Source organism: Bacillus sp. 05T21 (assembly GCF_056396785.1).
In genome coordinates, this window is the sequence record NZ_JBFTMD010000018.1 from 41,870 (window position 1) to 56,509 (window position 14,640).

General features: G+C 35.8%; 19 protein-coding genes and 2 pseudogenes. 6 read left to right on the forward strand and 15 right to left on the reverse strand.

The window, feature by feature from the left end:
* The first annotated feature begins 182 nt into the window (after positions 1-182).
* Both AC1DKZ_RS23860 and mscL read left to right on the forward strand, forming a co-directional pair.
* A complete protein-coding gene (locus AC1DKZ_RS23860) occupies positions 183-1,109 on the forward strand; it encodes a Gfo/Idh/MocA family protein (protein WP_476997198.1) in 927 nt (308 codons plus the stop codon).
* Positions 1,110-1,237: 128 nt separating this feature from the next.
* Complete coding sequence (gene mscL / locus AC1DKZ_RS23865; RefSeq protein WP_002164962.1) at positions 1,238-1,642, forward strand: large-conductance mechanosensitive channel protein MscL; 405 nt, start codon at positions 1,238-1,240, stop codon at positions 1,640-1,642.
* 49 nt (positions 1,643-1,691) lie between these two features.
* Here mscL and AC1DKZ_RS23870 read toward each other — a convergent pair whose 3' ends face one another.
* On the reverse strand, positions 1,692-1,964 hold the full coding sequence (locus AC1DKZ_RS23870; protein WP_476997199.1) for a DUF3917 domain-containing protein: 273 nt from the start codon (positions 1,962-1,964) through the stop codon (positions 1,692-1,694).
* 151 nt (positions 1,965-2,115) lie between these two features.
* On the opposite strand from AC1DKZ_RS23870, the pseudogene dhp61 reads away from it, so the two are divergent.
* The 3 genes and pseudogenes from dhp61 (at position 2,116) to AC1DKZ_RS23885 (ending at position 3,111) form a co-directional block, all read left to right on the forward strand.
* Positions 2,116-2,411 (forward strand): annotated as a pseudogene (gene dhp61, locus AC1DKZ_RS23875) (protein Dhp61).
* Positions 2,412-2,497: 86 nt separating this feature from the next.
* Positions 2,498-2,734: a DUF3949 domain-containing protein gene (locus AC1DKZ_RS23880; protein ID WP_002129441.1), complete on the forward strand. Its 237-nt coding sequence runs from the start codon at positions 2,498-2,500 to the stop codon at positions 2,732-2,734.
* 14 nt (positions 2,735-2,748) lie between these two features.
* On the forward strand, positions 2,749-3,111 hold the full coding sequence (locus tag AC1DKZ_RS23885) for a DUF4288 domain-containing protein (RefSeq protein WP_002089024.1): 363 nt from the start codon (positions 2,749-2,751) through the stop codon (positions 3,109-3,111).
* Between the two features lie 34 nt (positions 3,112-3,145).
* Here AC1DKZ_RS23885 and ccpA read toward each other — a convergent pair whose 3' ends face one another.
* The 5 genes and pseudogenes from ccpA to AC1DKZ_RS23910 form a co-directional block, all read right to left on the reverse strand.
* Positions 3,146-4,144: a catabolite control protein A gene (gene ccpA, locus AC1DKZ_RS23890; RefSeq protein ID WP_002034370.1), complete on the reverse strand. Its 999-nt coding sequence runs from the start codon at positions 4,142-4,144 to the stop codon at positions 3,146-3,148.
* Between the two features lie 276 nt (positions 4,145-4,420).
* Positions 4,421-4,819 (reverse strand): annotated as a pseudogene (locus AC1DKZ_RS23895) (bifunctional 3-deoxy-7-phosphoheptulonate synthase/chorismate mutase); the annotation flags it as partial.
* 164 nt (positions 4,820-4,983) lie between these two features.
* Complete coding sequence (locus AC1DKZ_RS23900) at positions 4,984-6,000, reverse strand: CamS family sex pheromone protein (protein WP_476997200.1); 1,017 nt, start codon at positions 5,998-6,000, stop codon at positions 4,984-4,986.
* Positions 6,001-6,113: 113 nt separating this feature from the next.
* Positions 6,114-6,440 (reverse strand): bacillithiol system redox-active protein YtxJ, encoded by a 327-nt coding sequence (gene ytxJ, locus AC1DKZ_RS23905; protein WP_002067603.1) that lies wholly within the window; start codon positions 6,438-6,440, stop codon positions 6,114-6,116.
* A gap of 2 nt (positions 6,441-6,442) precedes the next feature.
* Positions 6,443-6,952 (reverse strand): DUF948 domain-containing protein, encoded by a 510-nt coding sequence (locus AC1DKZ_RS23910; RefSeq protein WP_088032316.1) that lies wholly within the window; start codon positions 6,950-6,952, stop codon positions 6,443-6,445.
* A 187-nt stretch (positions 6,953-7,139) separates the two neighbouring features.
* Between AC1DKZ_RS23910 and AC1DKZ_RS23915 the strand changes: the two genes are divergently transcribed.
* Positions 7,140-8,255, forward strand: a complete 1,116-nt coding sequence (locus AC1DKZ_RS23915) for an aminopeptidase (protein WP_476997201.1) — start codon at positions 7,140-7,142, stop codon at positions 8,253-8,255.
* Positions 8,256-8,294: 39 nt separating this feature from the next.
* Here the strand turns inward: AC1DKZ_RS23915 and AC1DKZ_RS23920 are convergent, their stop codons facing one another.
* The 9 genes from AC1DKZ_RS23920 to AC1DKZ_RS23960 form a co-directional block, all read right to left on the reverse strand.
* On the reverse strand, positions 8,295-8,741 hold the full coding sequence (locus tag AC1DKZ_RS23920) for a hypothetical protein (protein WP_476997202.1): 447 nt from the start codon (positions 8,739-8,741) through the stop codon (positions 8,295-8,297).
* An 18-nt stretch (positions 8,742-8,759) separates the two neighbouring features.
* The gene (locus AC1DKZ_RS23925; RefSeq protein ID WP_476997203.1) at positions 8,760-8,942 is read right to left on the reverse strand and encodes a hypothetical protein; all 183 of its coding nucleotides are present in this window, start codon (positions 8,940-8,942) and stop codon (positions 8,760-8,762) included.
* Positions 8,939-9,343 (reverse strand): PH domain-containing protein, encoded by a 405-nt coding sequence (locus AC1DKZ_RS23930; RefSeq protein WP_476997204.1) that lies wholly within the window; start codon positions 9,341-9,343, stop codon positions 8,939-8,941. Before AC1DKZ_RS23930 ends, AC1DKZ_RS23925 begins: the two co-directional genes overlap by 4 nt.
* Positions 9,344-9,419: 76 nt before the next feature.
* A complete protein-coding gene (locus tag AC1DKZ_RS23935) occupies positions 9,420-9,911 on the reverse strand; it encodes a GNAT family N-acetyltransferase (protein ID WP_476997205.1) in 492 nt (163 codons plus the stop codon).
* Positions 9,908-10,456: a GNAT family N-acetyltransferase gene (locus tag AC1DKZ_RS23940; protein ID WP_476997206.1), complete on the reverse strand. Its 549-nt coding sequence runs from the start codon at positions 10,454-10,456 to the stop codon at positions 9,908-9,910. Before AC1DKZ_RS23940 ends, AC1DKZ_RS23935 begins: the two co-directional genes overlap by 4 nt.
* A gap of 64 nt (positions 10,457-10,520) precedes the next feature.
* The gene (locus AC1DKZ_RS23945; protein ID WP_476997207.1) at positions 10,521-11,417 is read right to left on the reverse strand and encodes a DMT family transporter; all 897 of its coding nucleotides are present in this window, start codon (positions 11,415-11,417) and stop codon (positions 10,521-10,523) included.
* The gene (locus tag AC1DKZ_RS23950; RefSeq protein WP_002015599.1) at positions 11,407-11,820 is read right to left on the reverse strand and encodes a MerR family transcriptional regulator; all 414 of its coding nucleotides are present in this window, start codon (positions 11,818-11,820) and stop codon (positions 11,407-11,409) included. Before AC1DKZ_RS23950 ends, AC1DKZ_RS23945 begins: the two co-directional genes overlap by 11 nt.
* Positions 11,821-11,941: 121 nt before the next feature.
* Positions 11,942-13,252 (reverse strand): UDP-N-acetylmuramate--L-alanine ligase, encoded by a 1,311-nt coding sequence (murC, locus tag AC1DKZ_RS23955; RefSeq protein ID WP_002015598.1) that lies wholly within the window; start codon positions 13,250-13,252, stop codon positions 11,942-11,944.
* 251 nt (positions 13,253-13,503) lie between these two features.
* The gene (locus tag AC1DKZ_RS23960; RefSeq protein WP_002015597.1) at positions 13,504-14,622 is read right to left on the reverse strand and encodes a nicotinate phosphoribosyltransferase; all 1,119 of its coding nucleotides are present in this window, start codon (positions 14,620-14,622) and stop codon (positions 13,504-13,506) included.
* Between the last annotated feature and the right edge of the window lie 18 nt (positions 14,623-14,640).

Genomic DNA, 14,640 nt, shown 5'->3' on the forward strand with positions numbered 1-14,640 from the left:
AGTCATAGGCATTCCGACAATAATGATACTCCCTTCATTACAACATGCTCGCGCTCATAACTTTGCAGAAATAGAAAAGATTTTGTTAGAAGGACGTAAGTAAAAAGCTAACTTTTGCCTTCCTCCCCCACCCTATGCTACATTTAACCCGTTACATCAATATTAATAGGGTGGGAATAAACATGAACAAACCTAAAATTGGGATGATTGGACTTGGAAGTATCGCACAAAAAGCCTATCTTCCAACACTTACAAAAGAAACAGATTGGAATTTTGTAGGGGCCTTTACACCTAACCCCGAGAAAAGAAAACAAATTTGCCAACAATATCGTATTCAAGACTTTCATTCTATGGAAACACTAGCTTCTGAATGTGATGCAATCTTCGTTCATAGTTCAACTGCTACACATTATGAAATCGTTTCTGAACTTCTGAAAAAAGGAATCGATGTTTATGTTGATAAGCCGCTAGCAGCTACAGTAGAACAAGCTAAGAAACTAGTCGAGTTGAGCGAGAAGTATAACCGAAAGTTAATGGTCGGATTTAATCGCCGATTCGTTCCTATGTACGTTGCTGCCAAAGAGCAAGCTAATGATATTTCATGGATTCGAATTGAAAAGCACCGCACAAATAAGGTGGGGCCATATACGTATGACTTTACTATGTTAGATGATTACTTACATATTGTAGATACTGCTCGCTGGTTAGCTAACGATGACCTTAACGTCGTTCATAATATGATGCAAATCAATGAAAAGAACGAACTTCTTTACGGACATCATACATATACAACTCCAAGTGGACTGTTACTTTCTACCGCGATGCATCGCCATGCAGGTACAAACTTAGAACAAATTGAACTTGTAACGACAGGGAAAATTATTCGCGTAAAAAATATGAATACATTTGAAATTGAACAAGAAAACTCCGTCTCGCAAAGCGGTTCACCATCATGGGATACGACGTTAAAACAGCGCGGTTTTGAAGATGCTGTTCATCATTTTATCGAATGTGTTCACGGAGATACAAAACCTGTTGTAGATGGATTAGAAGGATTAAAAACGCAGCAACTGTTGCAATCTCTACTGGAGAATGCAACTAAAAATTAAAACGGATACATTTTTCAGAATTTACTTTCATTCCCATTTCCTCTTTATTTCTCTCGCAAATTTCTATAGAATATGTTGATAGGAATTATAAATTTCATATTGAATCGTGGAAAGGATGGGATTAACACATGTGGAACGAGTTTAAAAAATTCGCATTCAAAGGGAATGTAATCGATTTAGCTGTCGGGGTTGTAATCGGTGCTGCATTCGGTAAAATCGTTAGTTCTTTAGTAAAAGATATCATCACACCATTACTTGGTATGGTACTGGGCGGCGTTAACTTTACAGATTTAAAACTTACATTCGGTAAATCATCTATTATGTATGGTAACTTCATCCAAACTATTTTTGATTTCTTAATTATTGCAGCTGCTATCTTTATGTTCGTTAAAGTTTTCAACAAACTAACATCTAAAAGAGAAGAAGAAGAAGAAAAGAAAGAAGAACTTCCAGAACCAACAAAAGAAGAAGAAATTCTTGGTGAAATTCGCGACTTACTAAAACAACAAAACTCTTCTAAAGATAGAGCATAATTGAACGGATAAAAAGGCATGCCCCCTCGGGACATGCCTTTTCTATATGCTATAACGTTTCTGAATTCATATGAATAAATAAAATAATACCAGCAACCATAAGTACCATAATGCTACCTGCAAATAGTGTAATACCGATAAACATTAAACTCGTACTTAAATCTATCGAAATACTTTCAGTAAAAATTGAAATTACATACGTGATAAGGGCGATTCCTGCAAGAATACTTCCTGGAACAAATCGCTTTAAGCCATTTTGTTTTAACGTCATATATGCAAAAATAGCGGTCATGCAAAGCGTAATTATCCAAAGAACGATCATCTCTTCTCCCCCCTCACAAGCCTTTTCTTTCTATTATACATGACATTGCCCTATAATAGTTAAATTTGCACTTGTGTGACATATAACAAGGAATCTCCCCCACTGTAGCGAAAGCATTACAACATACACTTCACAATAAGGAGGCTTTCATTTGGAATACACTACCACATGCAATTTGGAGCTATCCGAAAGATTCGATTATGTTACGATTGACTTAGAAAAACATTTTTTTGCATCGACGTTGTAAATTTGCAAAACAATACAGCTGTACTAAAAATATCAATTAACTTGGAAAAAGATGAAACAATAGTAGAGGGAAATATAATTCAGTACGATACTTTGTACATAGACACATTATTACAAGGATTAAAATGTATTGCTCAAACATGTATTGATCGCAATTTAAGAAACCAAGAGGAACTGTTCGCATTTTCAGAAGAAAATTAGCTTCAATAAAAAGAAAAAATGGTTATTTTTTCTTTTTATTGATATAATTGTTATATAGAAATATTCTTTATAAGGATGTGTTCATAATGATTTGGATTTCACTAATCGTATTAGCCTATTTCATCATTCTCGTCCCAATACAGTACAACTATATTAAGATGCTCAAGGAAAAACAGAAAAAAATGAACGTGTCTCAAAATGAACTTTACGACAAAATGTCTTATGAAGAATCCCAAGTACATTATCATTATCAAAGTAACGTATTTACAATACCCGCTTCACTTATCGCGAGTATTGTTTATAAAGTAAAACATTCAGCATAAGGAGATTCTCCCATATGTATGCTGTAAAATTATTATTTGAATCTGTCCATTCAGGTAAACCTAATCCTATTAAAATTGATGAACATTATGAAGAGAATCACGATACACTTTTTGAAGAAAGTATCATTCTCGTTAAGGCGAACAGTTTAGAGGAAGCGCATGAGCTAGGTGAAAAGATAGCTCTACAGTCTGAAGATACGTACGATAATATGTACGGTGAGCAAGTAACATGGACGTTTAGAAAAGTGTTGCATGTTTTCGAATTAGATGACACACCATTTGAGACAGGAAAAGAATTATATGCACGCTTTTTACATGTTAAGAAAACTGAAAGTGTAGATACAGTAGTTAAACACCATTATCCTGAATATGAATAAAAGCTCACAGCTATCGCTGTGAGCTCTCTTATTCTTACTTCGTTGAATCTCTAAATTGGATACGGTGAGGTAAGATAACTGAGTGATCTTCTACTTTTTCTTTGTTCATATATTTCGTTAGTAGACGCATTGCTACTGCACCGATATCATACATTGGTTGTACAACTGTCGAAAGTTGCGGGCGAACCATTAATGCAAGACGTGTGTTGTCAAAACCAAGCACTTCGATATCCGTTGGTACGTTTAATCCCGCGTCTTGTGCTGCGTGGATTACACCTAGTGCCATTTCATCAGAAGATACGAAGATTGCTGTTGGTTTTTCATCCATGCCCCAAAGTCTTTCAAACGCTTCTATACCTGAATCATATGTGTAATCTCCATCAATTATAAGATTTTCATCATATGAAATACCTGCTTCTTCTAAAGCTTTTTTATAACCTTGTAACTTCTTCGCGCTTCCTGCTTTATTAATGAAAGGACCAGAGACGAAACCGATACGTTTATGTCCTTGCTCAATAAAATGCTTCATTGCATCGTAAGCTGCTTGTGTATAATCAATATTTACTGATGACGTTTCATTTTGTTCATCAAATGACGCTGCTAATACAATTGGTACTGGAGATTTTTTGAACTCTTCAACGTGAATATCTGTAATATCTTCACCCATGAAAACAATCCCGTCCACTTGTTTCCCAAGCATCGTATTTAATAAGTGGAACTCTTTCTCTTTGTTCTGGTCAGAGTTACTTAAAATGATGTTATATTTGTACATTGTTGCGATATCTTCAATTCCACGAGCAAGTTCTGCATAAAACGTATTTGAGATATCAGGAATAATAACACCCACTGTAGTTGTCTTCTTACTTGCTAGTCCACGTGCTACCGCATTCGGGCGGTATCCTAAACGATCAATTGCTTCTAATACTTTCTTTCTTGTTGTAGGCTTTACATTTGGGTTACCATTCACAACGCGTGATACGGTAGCCATTGAAACATTTGCTTCACGCGCTACATCATAGATTGTTACGTTCATCTCTTCGCACACTCCTTCTATTTATGTTATCTATTTTTATGTATCGGTTCACTTGAATGAAAAAAAGACATCAACTCTATTTGCAGATGCCAACAATCGTCCCGAGTTCTTCCTTTTACTAATGATACGCTAAAAACACAGGGTCATACAATATTTTCCCGCAAAAGTTTCGAAAAAATTCGCTTCTTTTCTCGTATTTTCGTATTTTTTATGCAAAAAAGGTCAATTTTTGTAAAAAAGCTATGTAACAAGGGCTACATAGACTAAGAAATCTTTTTATAAATTACTTCCGAATGCTTTTAATTCTTTCATAAACTCATTGAATTCTGGAATACCCATTTGCTGCGCTGCATCTGATAATGCAACTGCTGGGCCTGGATGTACTTCAGCCATAATAGCAAAAGCACCAATTGCCATAGCCGCTTTTGCAAACGGTAAGAGAAGGTCACGTCGCCCTGTAGAATGCGTTACATCGACAACAACAGGTAAATGTGTTTCTTTCTTTTAAATTGGCACAGCGGAAATATCAAGCGTATTACGCGTTGCTGTTTCATATGTGCGAATACCACGCTTTAATAATATTGGTTTATTTACAGCACCAGCTGCCTTTAACAGTTCAAAGTTTTGCATATTGCGAGCGCCAATTTGAATAACATCAACATAATCTAACACTTTAAAGAAGGCACTGAAATAGTCTATTTCATAAGAAAAAAGAGGTCATTCCCTACTATGTACAGGTAATGACCTCCTTTCTTCTTTCAACATCTTTAGGAAATTCGAAATGTTTTTCTCGAAGTATTCACTTTTTCAGTAGCCTCAGTTTAAATACTGTCTTTTCATTATAAGAAAGAAACAAACGGTTTATCGCTGTTCTTCTCTTTTATAATAACAGCCTCGATTTTATTCTCGGACTTTATCTGTAATTGAACTTTAGCATCTTTAGGAAATTGTTCTAACATACTTTGAGCAGCCGTTTGAGAGAGTGCCATTAATTCTGACTTACCGTTATATTTAACGACAATATCCATCTTTAATTTATCCATCTTATTTTGCTTATAAGAAATCTTAGCATTAACAGGGATATAATCTCCTGGAGAAAATGCCTTCATTGCTTCAGAAAATTTCTTTAGCTTATCATTATCTTCTCCATGTGCCCCCCCAAATTCTTGAGAAGGATACGAATACGACTTTTCATCAATAGTATCCCAATTTCCAAGATTAGTCTCGTTCTTTTGAACAGTAGCGCTTGAAATATAAGTACCATTCTTTAAAGAACTTGTACTTTCTTGCTTGAATATAGCAAATGTAATTGGAGATTTGTTATATTTATCATTTTTATTAATAGCTTCTATAAGCCCCTTAGCGACTTCAGTACCTTTAGAAATAGCTTCCTCATTAGATACACTTGAAGACATAGATAAACCAATAACAACACCAGATAAGCTTAGTTCATTTGAATTTTGTTTGCCGAAGTAGTCCTGTTCTATAATATTAGTCAAAACTGGTACTTCTTGTTTCGTAACTAATTCATCAATTGTTTTCTCTGGAATATATTGATTTAATTGTAATACGTAATTTTCTGTATCGAATTGTTTTGAAGCAATATCCATTAAACCATTTTCATATTCTGCTAAATCTAGTTTAGAATTAGTTTTAACATTAACTGTATTAATTACCCTTTGTTCTTTTAAAGGAATAACAGTTCTATAGTAATCCTTAGAAACAGCAGTTCTTGGAATCATACTTTTTTCTTTCGTATCTTTCTGTACAACTTCATCCTTCTTCTCAATAGTATTATTGCTGCAAGCCCCCAGTAATAAACTTAAGCTTGCGATGCATAATGCCATTTTCTTCATTGCTTAAAACCCACTTTCAAAAGTCAATTTACTTAGTTTTAAAGTATCTCTAGTGTACCACTAAATATATTGCAACAAAATAAAAAAGAAGCAAGCCCTTCGCTTGCCTCTCCCTATTTTACATTCTCTTCTAAAGCTTCTTTTTTAATATTCCAGTGCGATGTATGCCATACTACCATTCCATCTTTTATGTATAACACTTGCGGAGATTCATGCTTAATGCTGTACTGCTCTGCAACATGGTTCGAAACATCTCTCGCCTCTTGTACGTATAAGTAATATGCTGGCACTTCTCTTTCTTCACCGCAATACGCTTGAAACTCAGTATATGCACCGTGACTAATTGGGCATGTCGTACTATGTTTAAAAAGAACGTAAGGCTCGTTCTTTTCTACTAACGCTTCAAGTTCTTCAATCGTTTCAATCTTCATCATACTCATCATTACTCACCTCTCATGCGAAGTCTAGAGCGCTTCTCTCTCTTTTCAGCCTTCTGCTCAGCTCTCTCAAGTTTACGCTCTTCTTTTTCAATCTTTTTCTCTTGTCTCGTAGTACGGTAATGATTATATACTTCAATTGCTGCGCTGCTCCACTGTACAACTTGTGCCACTTTATCTGCATTATTTTCAATTTCGTCCGTAACAGACTCTGAAACGTTGCGAAGCTTCGTATTTAAAGAGTGGATCGTCGTTCCGATTCCATCCACACCTTCTACTACTTTATTTAGCGACTGTGACTTCTGTTGAATATCATCAGCTAACGCATTTGTCTTATGTAATAATTGCTCCGTCTCTACGCTTATTCCTTGCATTTGCTTTTCTAAACCTTCTAACGTGCTCGCAACGTTTTCTAACGTCTTCTGAACCGATAACAACGTTCTGCATACATACACTACTAATACTGCGAAAGCAACCGCGATAATAGCCGCACTTACATATAGAAGAACTTGCATTTCATCACTTCCTTTATCTTTTTCATACTTTCTCCCATTATACAATCATTTTCCGTTTCATTCTAATCCCTATCTTTTCATTAGAATTTTCATACTTATTCGTTAACTTTAACATAAATGATTCAACAAATTCCACTAAGTAGGTTACAATAGGAGAGGATACATAATTAGTAGGGAGGCTTTACATATGAAAGATCCACGCATTGAAAAGTTAGCATACAATTTAATTAACTACTCTATTCGTTTAAAAAAAGGCGAAAAAGTATTAATTGAAAACTTTGGCTTACAAAAAGAACTTGTAACTGCACTTGTAAAAGAAGCATATGCAGCTGGTGGTTTCCCATTCGTTTCTTTAAAAGATCATCAAGTAGATCGCTCTTTATTAATGGGTGCTACTGAAGAACATTTCGAACAAATCGCTGCATATGAAGCGAGCGTAATGAAAGATATGGATGCTTACATTGGCCTTCGCTCTGGCGATAACATTAACGAACAAGCTGACGTTCCAAGTGAACGTATGAAAGTTCACGGCCAAACAATTGGCAAAAAAGTTCATAGAGACATCCGTGTTCCGAAAACACGCTGGGTTGTTCTTCGCTACCCAAATGCTTCTATGGCGCAGCTTGCTAAAATGAGCACAGAAGCTTTCGAAGACTTCTACTTCGAAGTTTGTAACTTAGACTACGGTAAAATGGATAAGGCGATGGATAGCCTTGTTACATTAATGAATAAAACAGATAAGGTTCGCTTAACTGGCCCTGGAACTGATTTAACATTCTCTATTAAAGACATTCCAGCTATTAAATGCTCGGGTCATTTAAACATTCCAGATGGTGAAGTATACTCTGCACCAGTTCGCGATTCTGTTAACGGTACAGTTTCTTACAACACACCATCTCCTTACAACGGTTATACATTTGAAAATGTACAACTTAAATTTGAGAATGGCCAAATCGTTGACGCAACTGCAAACGATTCAGAGCGCATTAACAAAATCTTCGATACGGACGAAGGCGCACGCTACGTTGGTGAGTTCGCAATCGGCGTAAACCCATACATCTTACATCCAATGGGAGACATTCTATTCGATGAAAAAATCGATGGCAGCTTCCACTTCACACCTGGACAAGCTTATGAAGATGCATGGAACGGCAACAACTCTAACATTCACTGGGATTTAGTATGCATTCAGCGCCCTGAATACGGCGGCGGTGAAATTTACTTCGACGACGTATTAATCCGTAAAGACGGACGCTTCGTTGTAACTGAACTAGAAGCTTTAAACCCAGAGAACTTAAAATAATATGAAAAGCGCTCGGATAGAATCCAGAGCGCTTTTTCATTAATACTCTAATAATTTTTTAGCCACATCTTCTGGTACTTTAAAACTATTTTTATTTTTTATTTTATTAATTTTCAATTCAACCTCAACATAAGGGACATCTTTATATACTGTCATAGTACCAATTTCATATAACTCTTTTTTATCTTTACTCGAATCCAATAATTTCGGTGTATCCTCTTGATACATTTTAAACGTTTTCCCTTGCGGAGTATCCATAGGAGCCGATTCCATTTCCCACTCATCCATTTTGATTGATTCAAACAACTTTGTGATTTCTTTCTTATCAGTAATTGTTTTTTTATCACTCGAATCAATAAGGGATTCTATTTCAATTTTTTGTGCCTTTTCTAAACTAACATCAGACTTCTCTTTCTTCGCACTACATCCTATTAAAAGAATCGATGCTGTTAGCAGAAATATAAACAACATACAGATTTTTTTCATTTCTATATCCCTCCTGTACTATATAGAGCTACTTTTCTTGCTTTTTGTTTGCTGGAAACGAAAATAAAATAAAAGCGTCACTGCGATAGTACCTATTAATATTGGAACATATAAGGGCAGATCCCATTTCATATATACTCTAGTGCAACCAACAAGCACAAATAAAATTTCTAAACAGAATAAAGGTTTTACATATTTCATTTCTTACCTACCATTTCTATTTTCACATTTGGGTTCTCTTTCTCGATAAGCGCCAAAAATTCATTCATATCTTGCGGCATCGCAACCATATGTACTTTGTATGCATTCGTCGTAATTTCAAGGGATTTCCCAACTTGACGAACAACTCTTATATCTTTTAATACAACATCGTCATTTAAAATACCATATTTTAATACGCCATTTTCCACTTTATGTTTTTTAATAAATATTTCCCAAACGATTGGTACATTTACAATGAAGCATAAACCCATTCCAATCAACGCTGACATCCACTGCTCTTTATTTGTGAAAAGCATGACAATTGGATAAACAAACATAAAAGCTAATGTGAGACTAACGAAAATTACCGCTGACTTACTTCTTTGAATTGGAAAATCCATACACGCACCCCCTAACTAAATTATACCATTTTTTCCATTTTAGTTCATAAAAAAAGGCCATTTATGAATGACCTTTTTAAACAGTATACCTATAAAATTTCTTATCTACCTCTAGCACAGGAAAACTTTTTGGCAACTCTTCTATACTCACGCTTTGAAAACCATTCTTTTCATAGAAACGGTGTGCTGCTAGAAATTTAACTGTTGTTCCTAAATAAATGTCTTCCAATTTCTTTTCCTTCGCCCAAGAAATTGCTGTTTGAAGTAGCATACTTGATGCACCCCATTCTTTTCCACGGAACTCTTTCTTCACGAACATTTTTCTTAGCGCTACTTGATGCTTTCCAATATCTAATAAAGCTACCGTTCCAACTACTTTCCCATCATAAGTTGCTACCCAAAAATTTCCGTTGTCCCTTTGATAGAACGTTTCTATTTCAAGTAAGTCAGGCTGCTCTTCTTTCGTAATTGGGACATTGTACTCTTTTTGCTGAATATGAACGATAAGATCCACTACTTCCTCTTGAAACATACTTTCATACGGAATAATACAAATCTTCTTGTTCATCGAATCTTCTTCCATTCTGAAGCTAATAAACTATAAACAGCAATATCCTGAAAATGATCGTATAACCATTCGTCATCTCTTAAAATACCATCTAATTTAAAACCTAAACGTTCTGGAATCGCACGGCTTTTCGCATTTTCAACACCGCAACGAATTTCAATTTTATTCAGCTTTAAATTATCAAATGCATAATGAAGCACAGCCTTCACACTTCGCGTCATAATACCTTTCCCACCAGCATCTTCTGCAAGATAATATCCAAGACTCGTAGCTTTCTTACCCCAGCTCACCGGATGAATCCCCACCATCCCAACGAGCTTTCCTTTATAACGTATGCCAGCTTCAAACCCATCGCCCTCTGCAAATTTCTTTAACCACATCGGAAAAATCTCATTATACGCATCAGCTGATTTCGTTCCATCTACCCAAGGGAGCCATCTTCTTAAATGGTTACGGTTTTGATCTAATAATTGATATAATTCCTCTTTATGATGTTTTTCTAATAGTTGTAGTTCGATTTCGTCATCTACTCGGAGTGTGAACATGTTTTTTAGCCCCTTTTTATTTTTCTTATTATTCTAACACTTACAGATACAAAATGTTAAATATTCACACTTTTTTCGGTTTTATTTGTATAAAACCAGAAGAATATAATACTCCCGTAACAACTAATATCATTCCTATAGATTGTGCGGGTGTTATATTTACTCCTTCAATAAAAGAAATAATCATTGTAACAACAGGCACTAAATTAAAAAATAGAGATGTCCTTGCTGCCCCAATTTGAGCAATTCCATTATTCCACCATAAGTAACCGAGCACACTCATTCCAATTGCCATAAAGAGAATCGCTCCCCAAGCTAACAAAGGAATTTCCAAAACTGGTACTATACTTTTTTGAGTGACAGATATCACAATAAAGGCAAGAGCACCAATCGTCATCGTATATGTCGTAGTTTGTATTGGGCTACCAGTTTTAATAAACCTTCTGCCTAGTACACCGTATAACGCCCAGCAAATATTCCCTAATAAAATATAAAAATCCCCTTTTGAAAATGATAAGCTTTGTAGTATTGTAAACGAACCTTGTGTAAGTACAAAAACAACACCAAGTAATGCAAGTAACATTCCAATACCTTGGCGCTTTATAATTTTTTCTCGTAAAATAACCCTTGCTAACAGCGTCGTAGCGAGCGGATTCGTCGCCATAATAAGTGCACCATTAATAGCTTCTGTATGTTTCATACCTAAAAAGAAAAAGAAGTTAAAACCAAATATACCAACAATACCTAGCAAAAGGTAATAAGCCCCATTCTGCCTCCATACCTCCACCTCAAAATCTTTTCGTATTTTTAACAGACATAACATCACAAATGCAGCAATCACAAAACGCCATGCCGCTATATGAATCGCTTCGAAATATTGCACCGCATATTTCGAAGCATTAAATGTTCCGCCAGTGAAAATCGCAAACCCTAGTAACTGAGCGTATACTTTATTCTTCATTGTTGGCCTCCGAGTTTTTCTCTTCTAGAAAACCATAATAAATTTCTAACTTCTCCTCTGTTAACAAAACTACTTTTTGCAATTGCTCCTGCTGTTCCCTTAAACGATCTAAGTGTGTTGTTAAAATTGAAATCCTCTTTTTTATTTTCGCAGGTACTTCCTCTTCCCGCTGTCTAATCTCCTCTATAATACATCCGTCACTTGCAAACTCAGCCATCTCTTCTAAAGACATTCCAGTTTGCTTTAATGAATATAAAAATTTTAACAGGCGCACATCACCTTCTGTATACTGACGAATACCACTATTTCGCGTTGGTGGTGGCAATAAACCTAGTTTCTCATAATAGCGCAAAGTATGAATACCCATCCCTGTTAGCTCTGCTACTTCACCGATTTTATACATGTTTTCTCCCCCTTGTTTTTACATATTCATCTTACAACCTAGAGCTAACTCTAGGTCAATACATAAATAAAAATCGGACACAACAAAAAAAGACGCACAGCCAAGCTATGCGTCTTTTCTATTACTTCTCTGCAACTTGAACTTCTTTTACGTAAGCTGCTTCGAATTTTTGGATGTCTCCTGCGCCCATGAAAATAAGAACGCCGTTTTTATGTTTCTTTAACACATCCGTTGTTGTATCTGTAATCAGCTCTGCGCCATCGATACGTTTTTGCAGATCTTCAATTGTTAATTCACCTTTGTTTTCACGTGCTGATCCGAAAATATCACATAAGTATACTTGGTCAGCTTTACTTAAGCTTTCCGCGAACTCATCTAAAAACTTCTCTGTACGTGAGAATGTATGTGGTTGGAATACAGCGACAACTTCACGCTCTGGATGTTTTTGACGTGCTGCTTCAATCGTTGCATTAATTTCTGTCGGATGGTGTGCATAGTCATCAATGATAACTTGTTCTCCCATTGGCTTTTCATTAAAGCGACGTTTTACGCCTTCAAAAGTTGTTAGCTGATGCTTAACTGCTTCTACATCAACGTTTTCATAATGGCAAAGCGCGATTACTGCTAATGCATTTAATACGCTGTGATCGCCGTATCCTGTAATTTTGAACGTGTCATAATACGTATTACGAACGAATACATCGAATATAGTACCATCAGTTCTCTTTTGAATGTTACGTGCTTGGAAATCATTATCTTCTCCAAATCCATAGAAAATAACAGGTACTTTCGCTTGAACTTTTTGAAGTTCTTCATCATCACCACATGCAATAATACCTTTTTTCACTTGCAATGCCATCTCTTGGAATGCATTAAATACATCATTGATGTCTGCAAAATAATCTGGGTGATCGAAATCGATATTTGTCATGATTGCATAGTCTGGATAGTAAGACAAGAAATGACGACGATACTCACAAGCTTCAAATACAAAATACTTACTATTTTCTACCCCATGCCCCGTTCCATCTCCAATAAGGTATGATGTTGGGTGTGCACCTTGCATTACATGGGCTAACAAACCAGTTGTTGATGTTTTTCCATGTGCACCAGTTACAGCAACACTTGTGTACTGATTCATAAGATCACCTAAGAAGTGATGGTAACGATGTACTGGGATATTTAATTCTTTTGCTGCTACGATTTCTTCATGCGTATCAGGAAATGCATTTCCTGCGATAATCACTTGTCCTTCTTTAATATTATTCTTATCAAAAGGAAGGATGGAAATACCACGCTTTTCCAATGCTGTTTGTGTAAAGAAACGCTTTTCATAATCAGACCCTTGAACAGTATGCTTCATGTCATGAAGAATTTGTGCTAATGAACTCATTCCTGTTCCTTTAATTCCTACAAAATGGTAAACTGTCATCTTAAAGAACCTCCAACATTTCGAACTAATACAACGGCCTATCTATAAGACAGTATATGAATCTTTTCTTATTTTGGTAATCATCATACATTTCTGATGCAGTGAATTTCTTTTTATATTCACTTATCAGTGATAAACTCGTACGTACTTCTTTTATGTCCATAACACATTTATTATAGCAAAAAACAAGCCGCTATACTATGATAACAGAAAAACTGATAGGGTCAATCACCTATCAGTTTTTCTCGCTTTTACATATCTTCTTTTGTTTCTAATTGAACACGCTCTAGACGTGAATTTGGACGGTATTTACGACCAGCTTTTGCTTCTGGTTTTCCATTTAATTCTACGTTATCACCAGTAAAACCAATATTCATTTTTAATAAGCTACTTCCTACTCCGTATATATCGACAGGAACATTTTGAGCTTCAAATTCACGAATACGCTTCTCATCAAACCCACCAGTTACAACGATATCTACATGTTGGAACCCTTCCTCATCAAGAGCCTTACGAAGTGCAAATACAAGTGATGGATTTACACCACGTGGATCGAATGTTCCAAGTACTTCTGGGTGACGAATGAAGTATTGATCAATCATTGTGCGAGACGTATCGACACGTACCCCTTTTAATGTTGATCCAAATTCACGCGCTACGCGAAGTGCATCTGTAATGACATCATTGTTATAATCAATTAGTACGACTAATTCATCTTCTGGGAATTTTTTATGATATGCCTTTGCAGCTTCAACAACATCACCATTAAACATTTGAATTAAAGCGTGAGGCATCGTCCCCATACCACTTCTGCCCCACCATTCATTCATTGCATGCGTCGCTTGCGCGCTCATACCTCCGATGTATGCCGCATAGCCGTCACCAGCTTGTTGCGTATAATGATCGTCACGATCTCCCATGAAAATAACCGGTTTTTCTTTATCTACACTACGTGCAGCTTGGACAACGTTATATACGTTTGTCGCAACTGATGTACGACGAGCTAAAATCCCATCAATTACACCTTCTAAAAAGCCGAAGTATTCATAAGGACCATGAATTGTTAAAACTGTTTCAAACGGACTAATATTATCGCCATCCTTTAAAGAATGAATTTCTAATTCCTCAGGATTTTTGGCAAATGTTTGTAGCAATGCGATTACCTCATCTGCTCCGCAAAGAACTGCATGTTCTTTTTGAAAAAACTGCATTGTTACAACACTTTTCGGGCGAAATTCTTCAATGATTTCTCTAGTTTTTAAAAAGTAAACGGCAGAGAACCAGCCTTCTCCAACACGTTCATCAAATTTAAATGTTTTATTTGTTAGTCGATTTATTTCACCTTTTAATTTTAATTCAATTTCTTTCATGTCGCTTTACTCCCTACT

What these genes read in the sequence shown, in the direction of transcription:
- AC1DKZ_RS23930 (WP_476997204.1), bottom strand. Translation starts at nt 9,343, where the DNA reads ATGGATTTTCCAATTCAAAGAAGTAAGTCAGCGGTAATTTTCGTTAGT.
- AC1DKZ_RS23860 (WP_476997198.1), top strand. Translation starts at nt 183, where the DNA reads ATGAACAAACCTAAAATTGGGATGATTGGACTTGGAAGTATCGCACAA.
- AC1DKZ_RS23950 (WP_002015599.1), bottom strand. Translation starts at nt 11,820, where the DNA reads ATGTATAAAATCGGTGAAGTAGCAGAGCTAACAGGGATGGGTATTCAT.
- ytxJ (WP_002067603.1), bottom strand. Translation starts at nt 6,440, where the DNA reads ATGAGTATGATGAAGATTGAAACGATTGAAGAACTTGAAGCGTTAGTA.
- AC1DKZ_RS23915 (WP_476997201.1), top strand. Translation starts at nt 7,140, where the DNA reads ATGAAAGATCCACGCATTGAAAAGTTAGCATACAATTTAATTAACTAC.
- AC1DKZ_RS23935 (WP_476997205.1), bottom strand. Translation starts at nt 9,911, where the DNA reads ATGAACAAGAAGATTTGTATTATTCCGTATGAAAGTATGTTTCAAGAG.
- AC1DKZ_RS23910 (WP_088032316.1), bottom strand. Translation starts at nt 6,952, where the DNA reads ATGCAAGTTCTTCTATATGTAAGTGCGGCTATTATCGCGGTTGCTTTC.
- AC1DKZ_RS23960 (WP_002015597.1), bottom strand. Translation starts at nt 14,622, where the DNA reads ATGAAAGAAATTGAATTAAAATTAAAAGGTGAAATAAATCGACTAACA.
- AC1DKZ_RS23870 (WP_476997199.1), bottom strand. Translation starts at nt 1,964, where the DNA reads ATGATCGTTCTTTGGATAATTACGCTTTGCATGACCGCTATTTTTGCA.
- AC1DKZ_RS23945 (WP_476997207.1), bottom strand. Translation starts at nt 11,417, where the DNA reads ATGAAGAATAAAGTATACGCTCAGTTACTAGGGTTTGCGATTTTCACT.
- AC1DKZ_RS23900 (WP_476997200.1), bottom strand. Translation starts at nt 6,000, where the DNA reads ATGAAGAAAATGGCATTATGCATCGCAAGCTTAAGTTTATTACTGGGG.
- AC1DKZ_RS23940 (WP_476997206.1), bottom strand. Translation starts at nt 10,456, where the DNA reads ATGTTCACACTCCGAGTAGATGACGAAATCGAACTACAACTATTAGAA.
- ccpA (WP_002034370.1), bottom strand. Translation starts at nt 4,144, where the DNA reads ATGAACGTAACAATCTATGATGTAGCGCGTGAAGCAAATGTTTCAATG.
- AC1DKZ_RS23925 (WP_476997203.1), bottom strand. Translation starts at nt 8,942, where the DNA reads ATGAAATATGTAAAACCTTTATTCTGTTTAGAAATTTTATTTGTGCTT.
- AC1DKZ_RS23885 (WP_002089024.1), top strand. Translation starts at nt 2,749, where the DNA reads ATGTATGCTGTAAAATTATTATTTGAATCTGTCCATTCAGGTAAACCT.
- AC1DKZ_RS23880 (WP_002129441.1), top strand. Translation starts at nt 2,498, where the DNA reads ATGATTTGGATTTCACTAATCGTATTAGCCTATTTCATCATTCTCGTC.
- mscL (WP_002164962.1), top strand. Translation starts at nt 1,238, where the DNA reads ATGTGGAACGAGTTTAAAAAATTCGCATTCAAAGGGAATGTAATCGAT.
- murC (WP_002015598.1), bottom strand. Translation starts at nt 13,252, where the DNA reads ATGACAGTTTACCATTTTGTAGGAATTAAAGGAACAGGAATGAGTTCA.
- AC1DKZ_RS23920 (WP_476997202.1), bottom strand. Translation starts at nt 8,741, where the DNA reads ATGAAAAAAATCTGTATGTTGTTTATATTTCTGCTAACAGCATCGATT.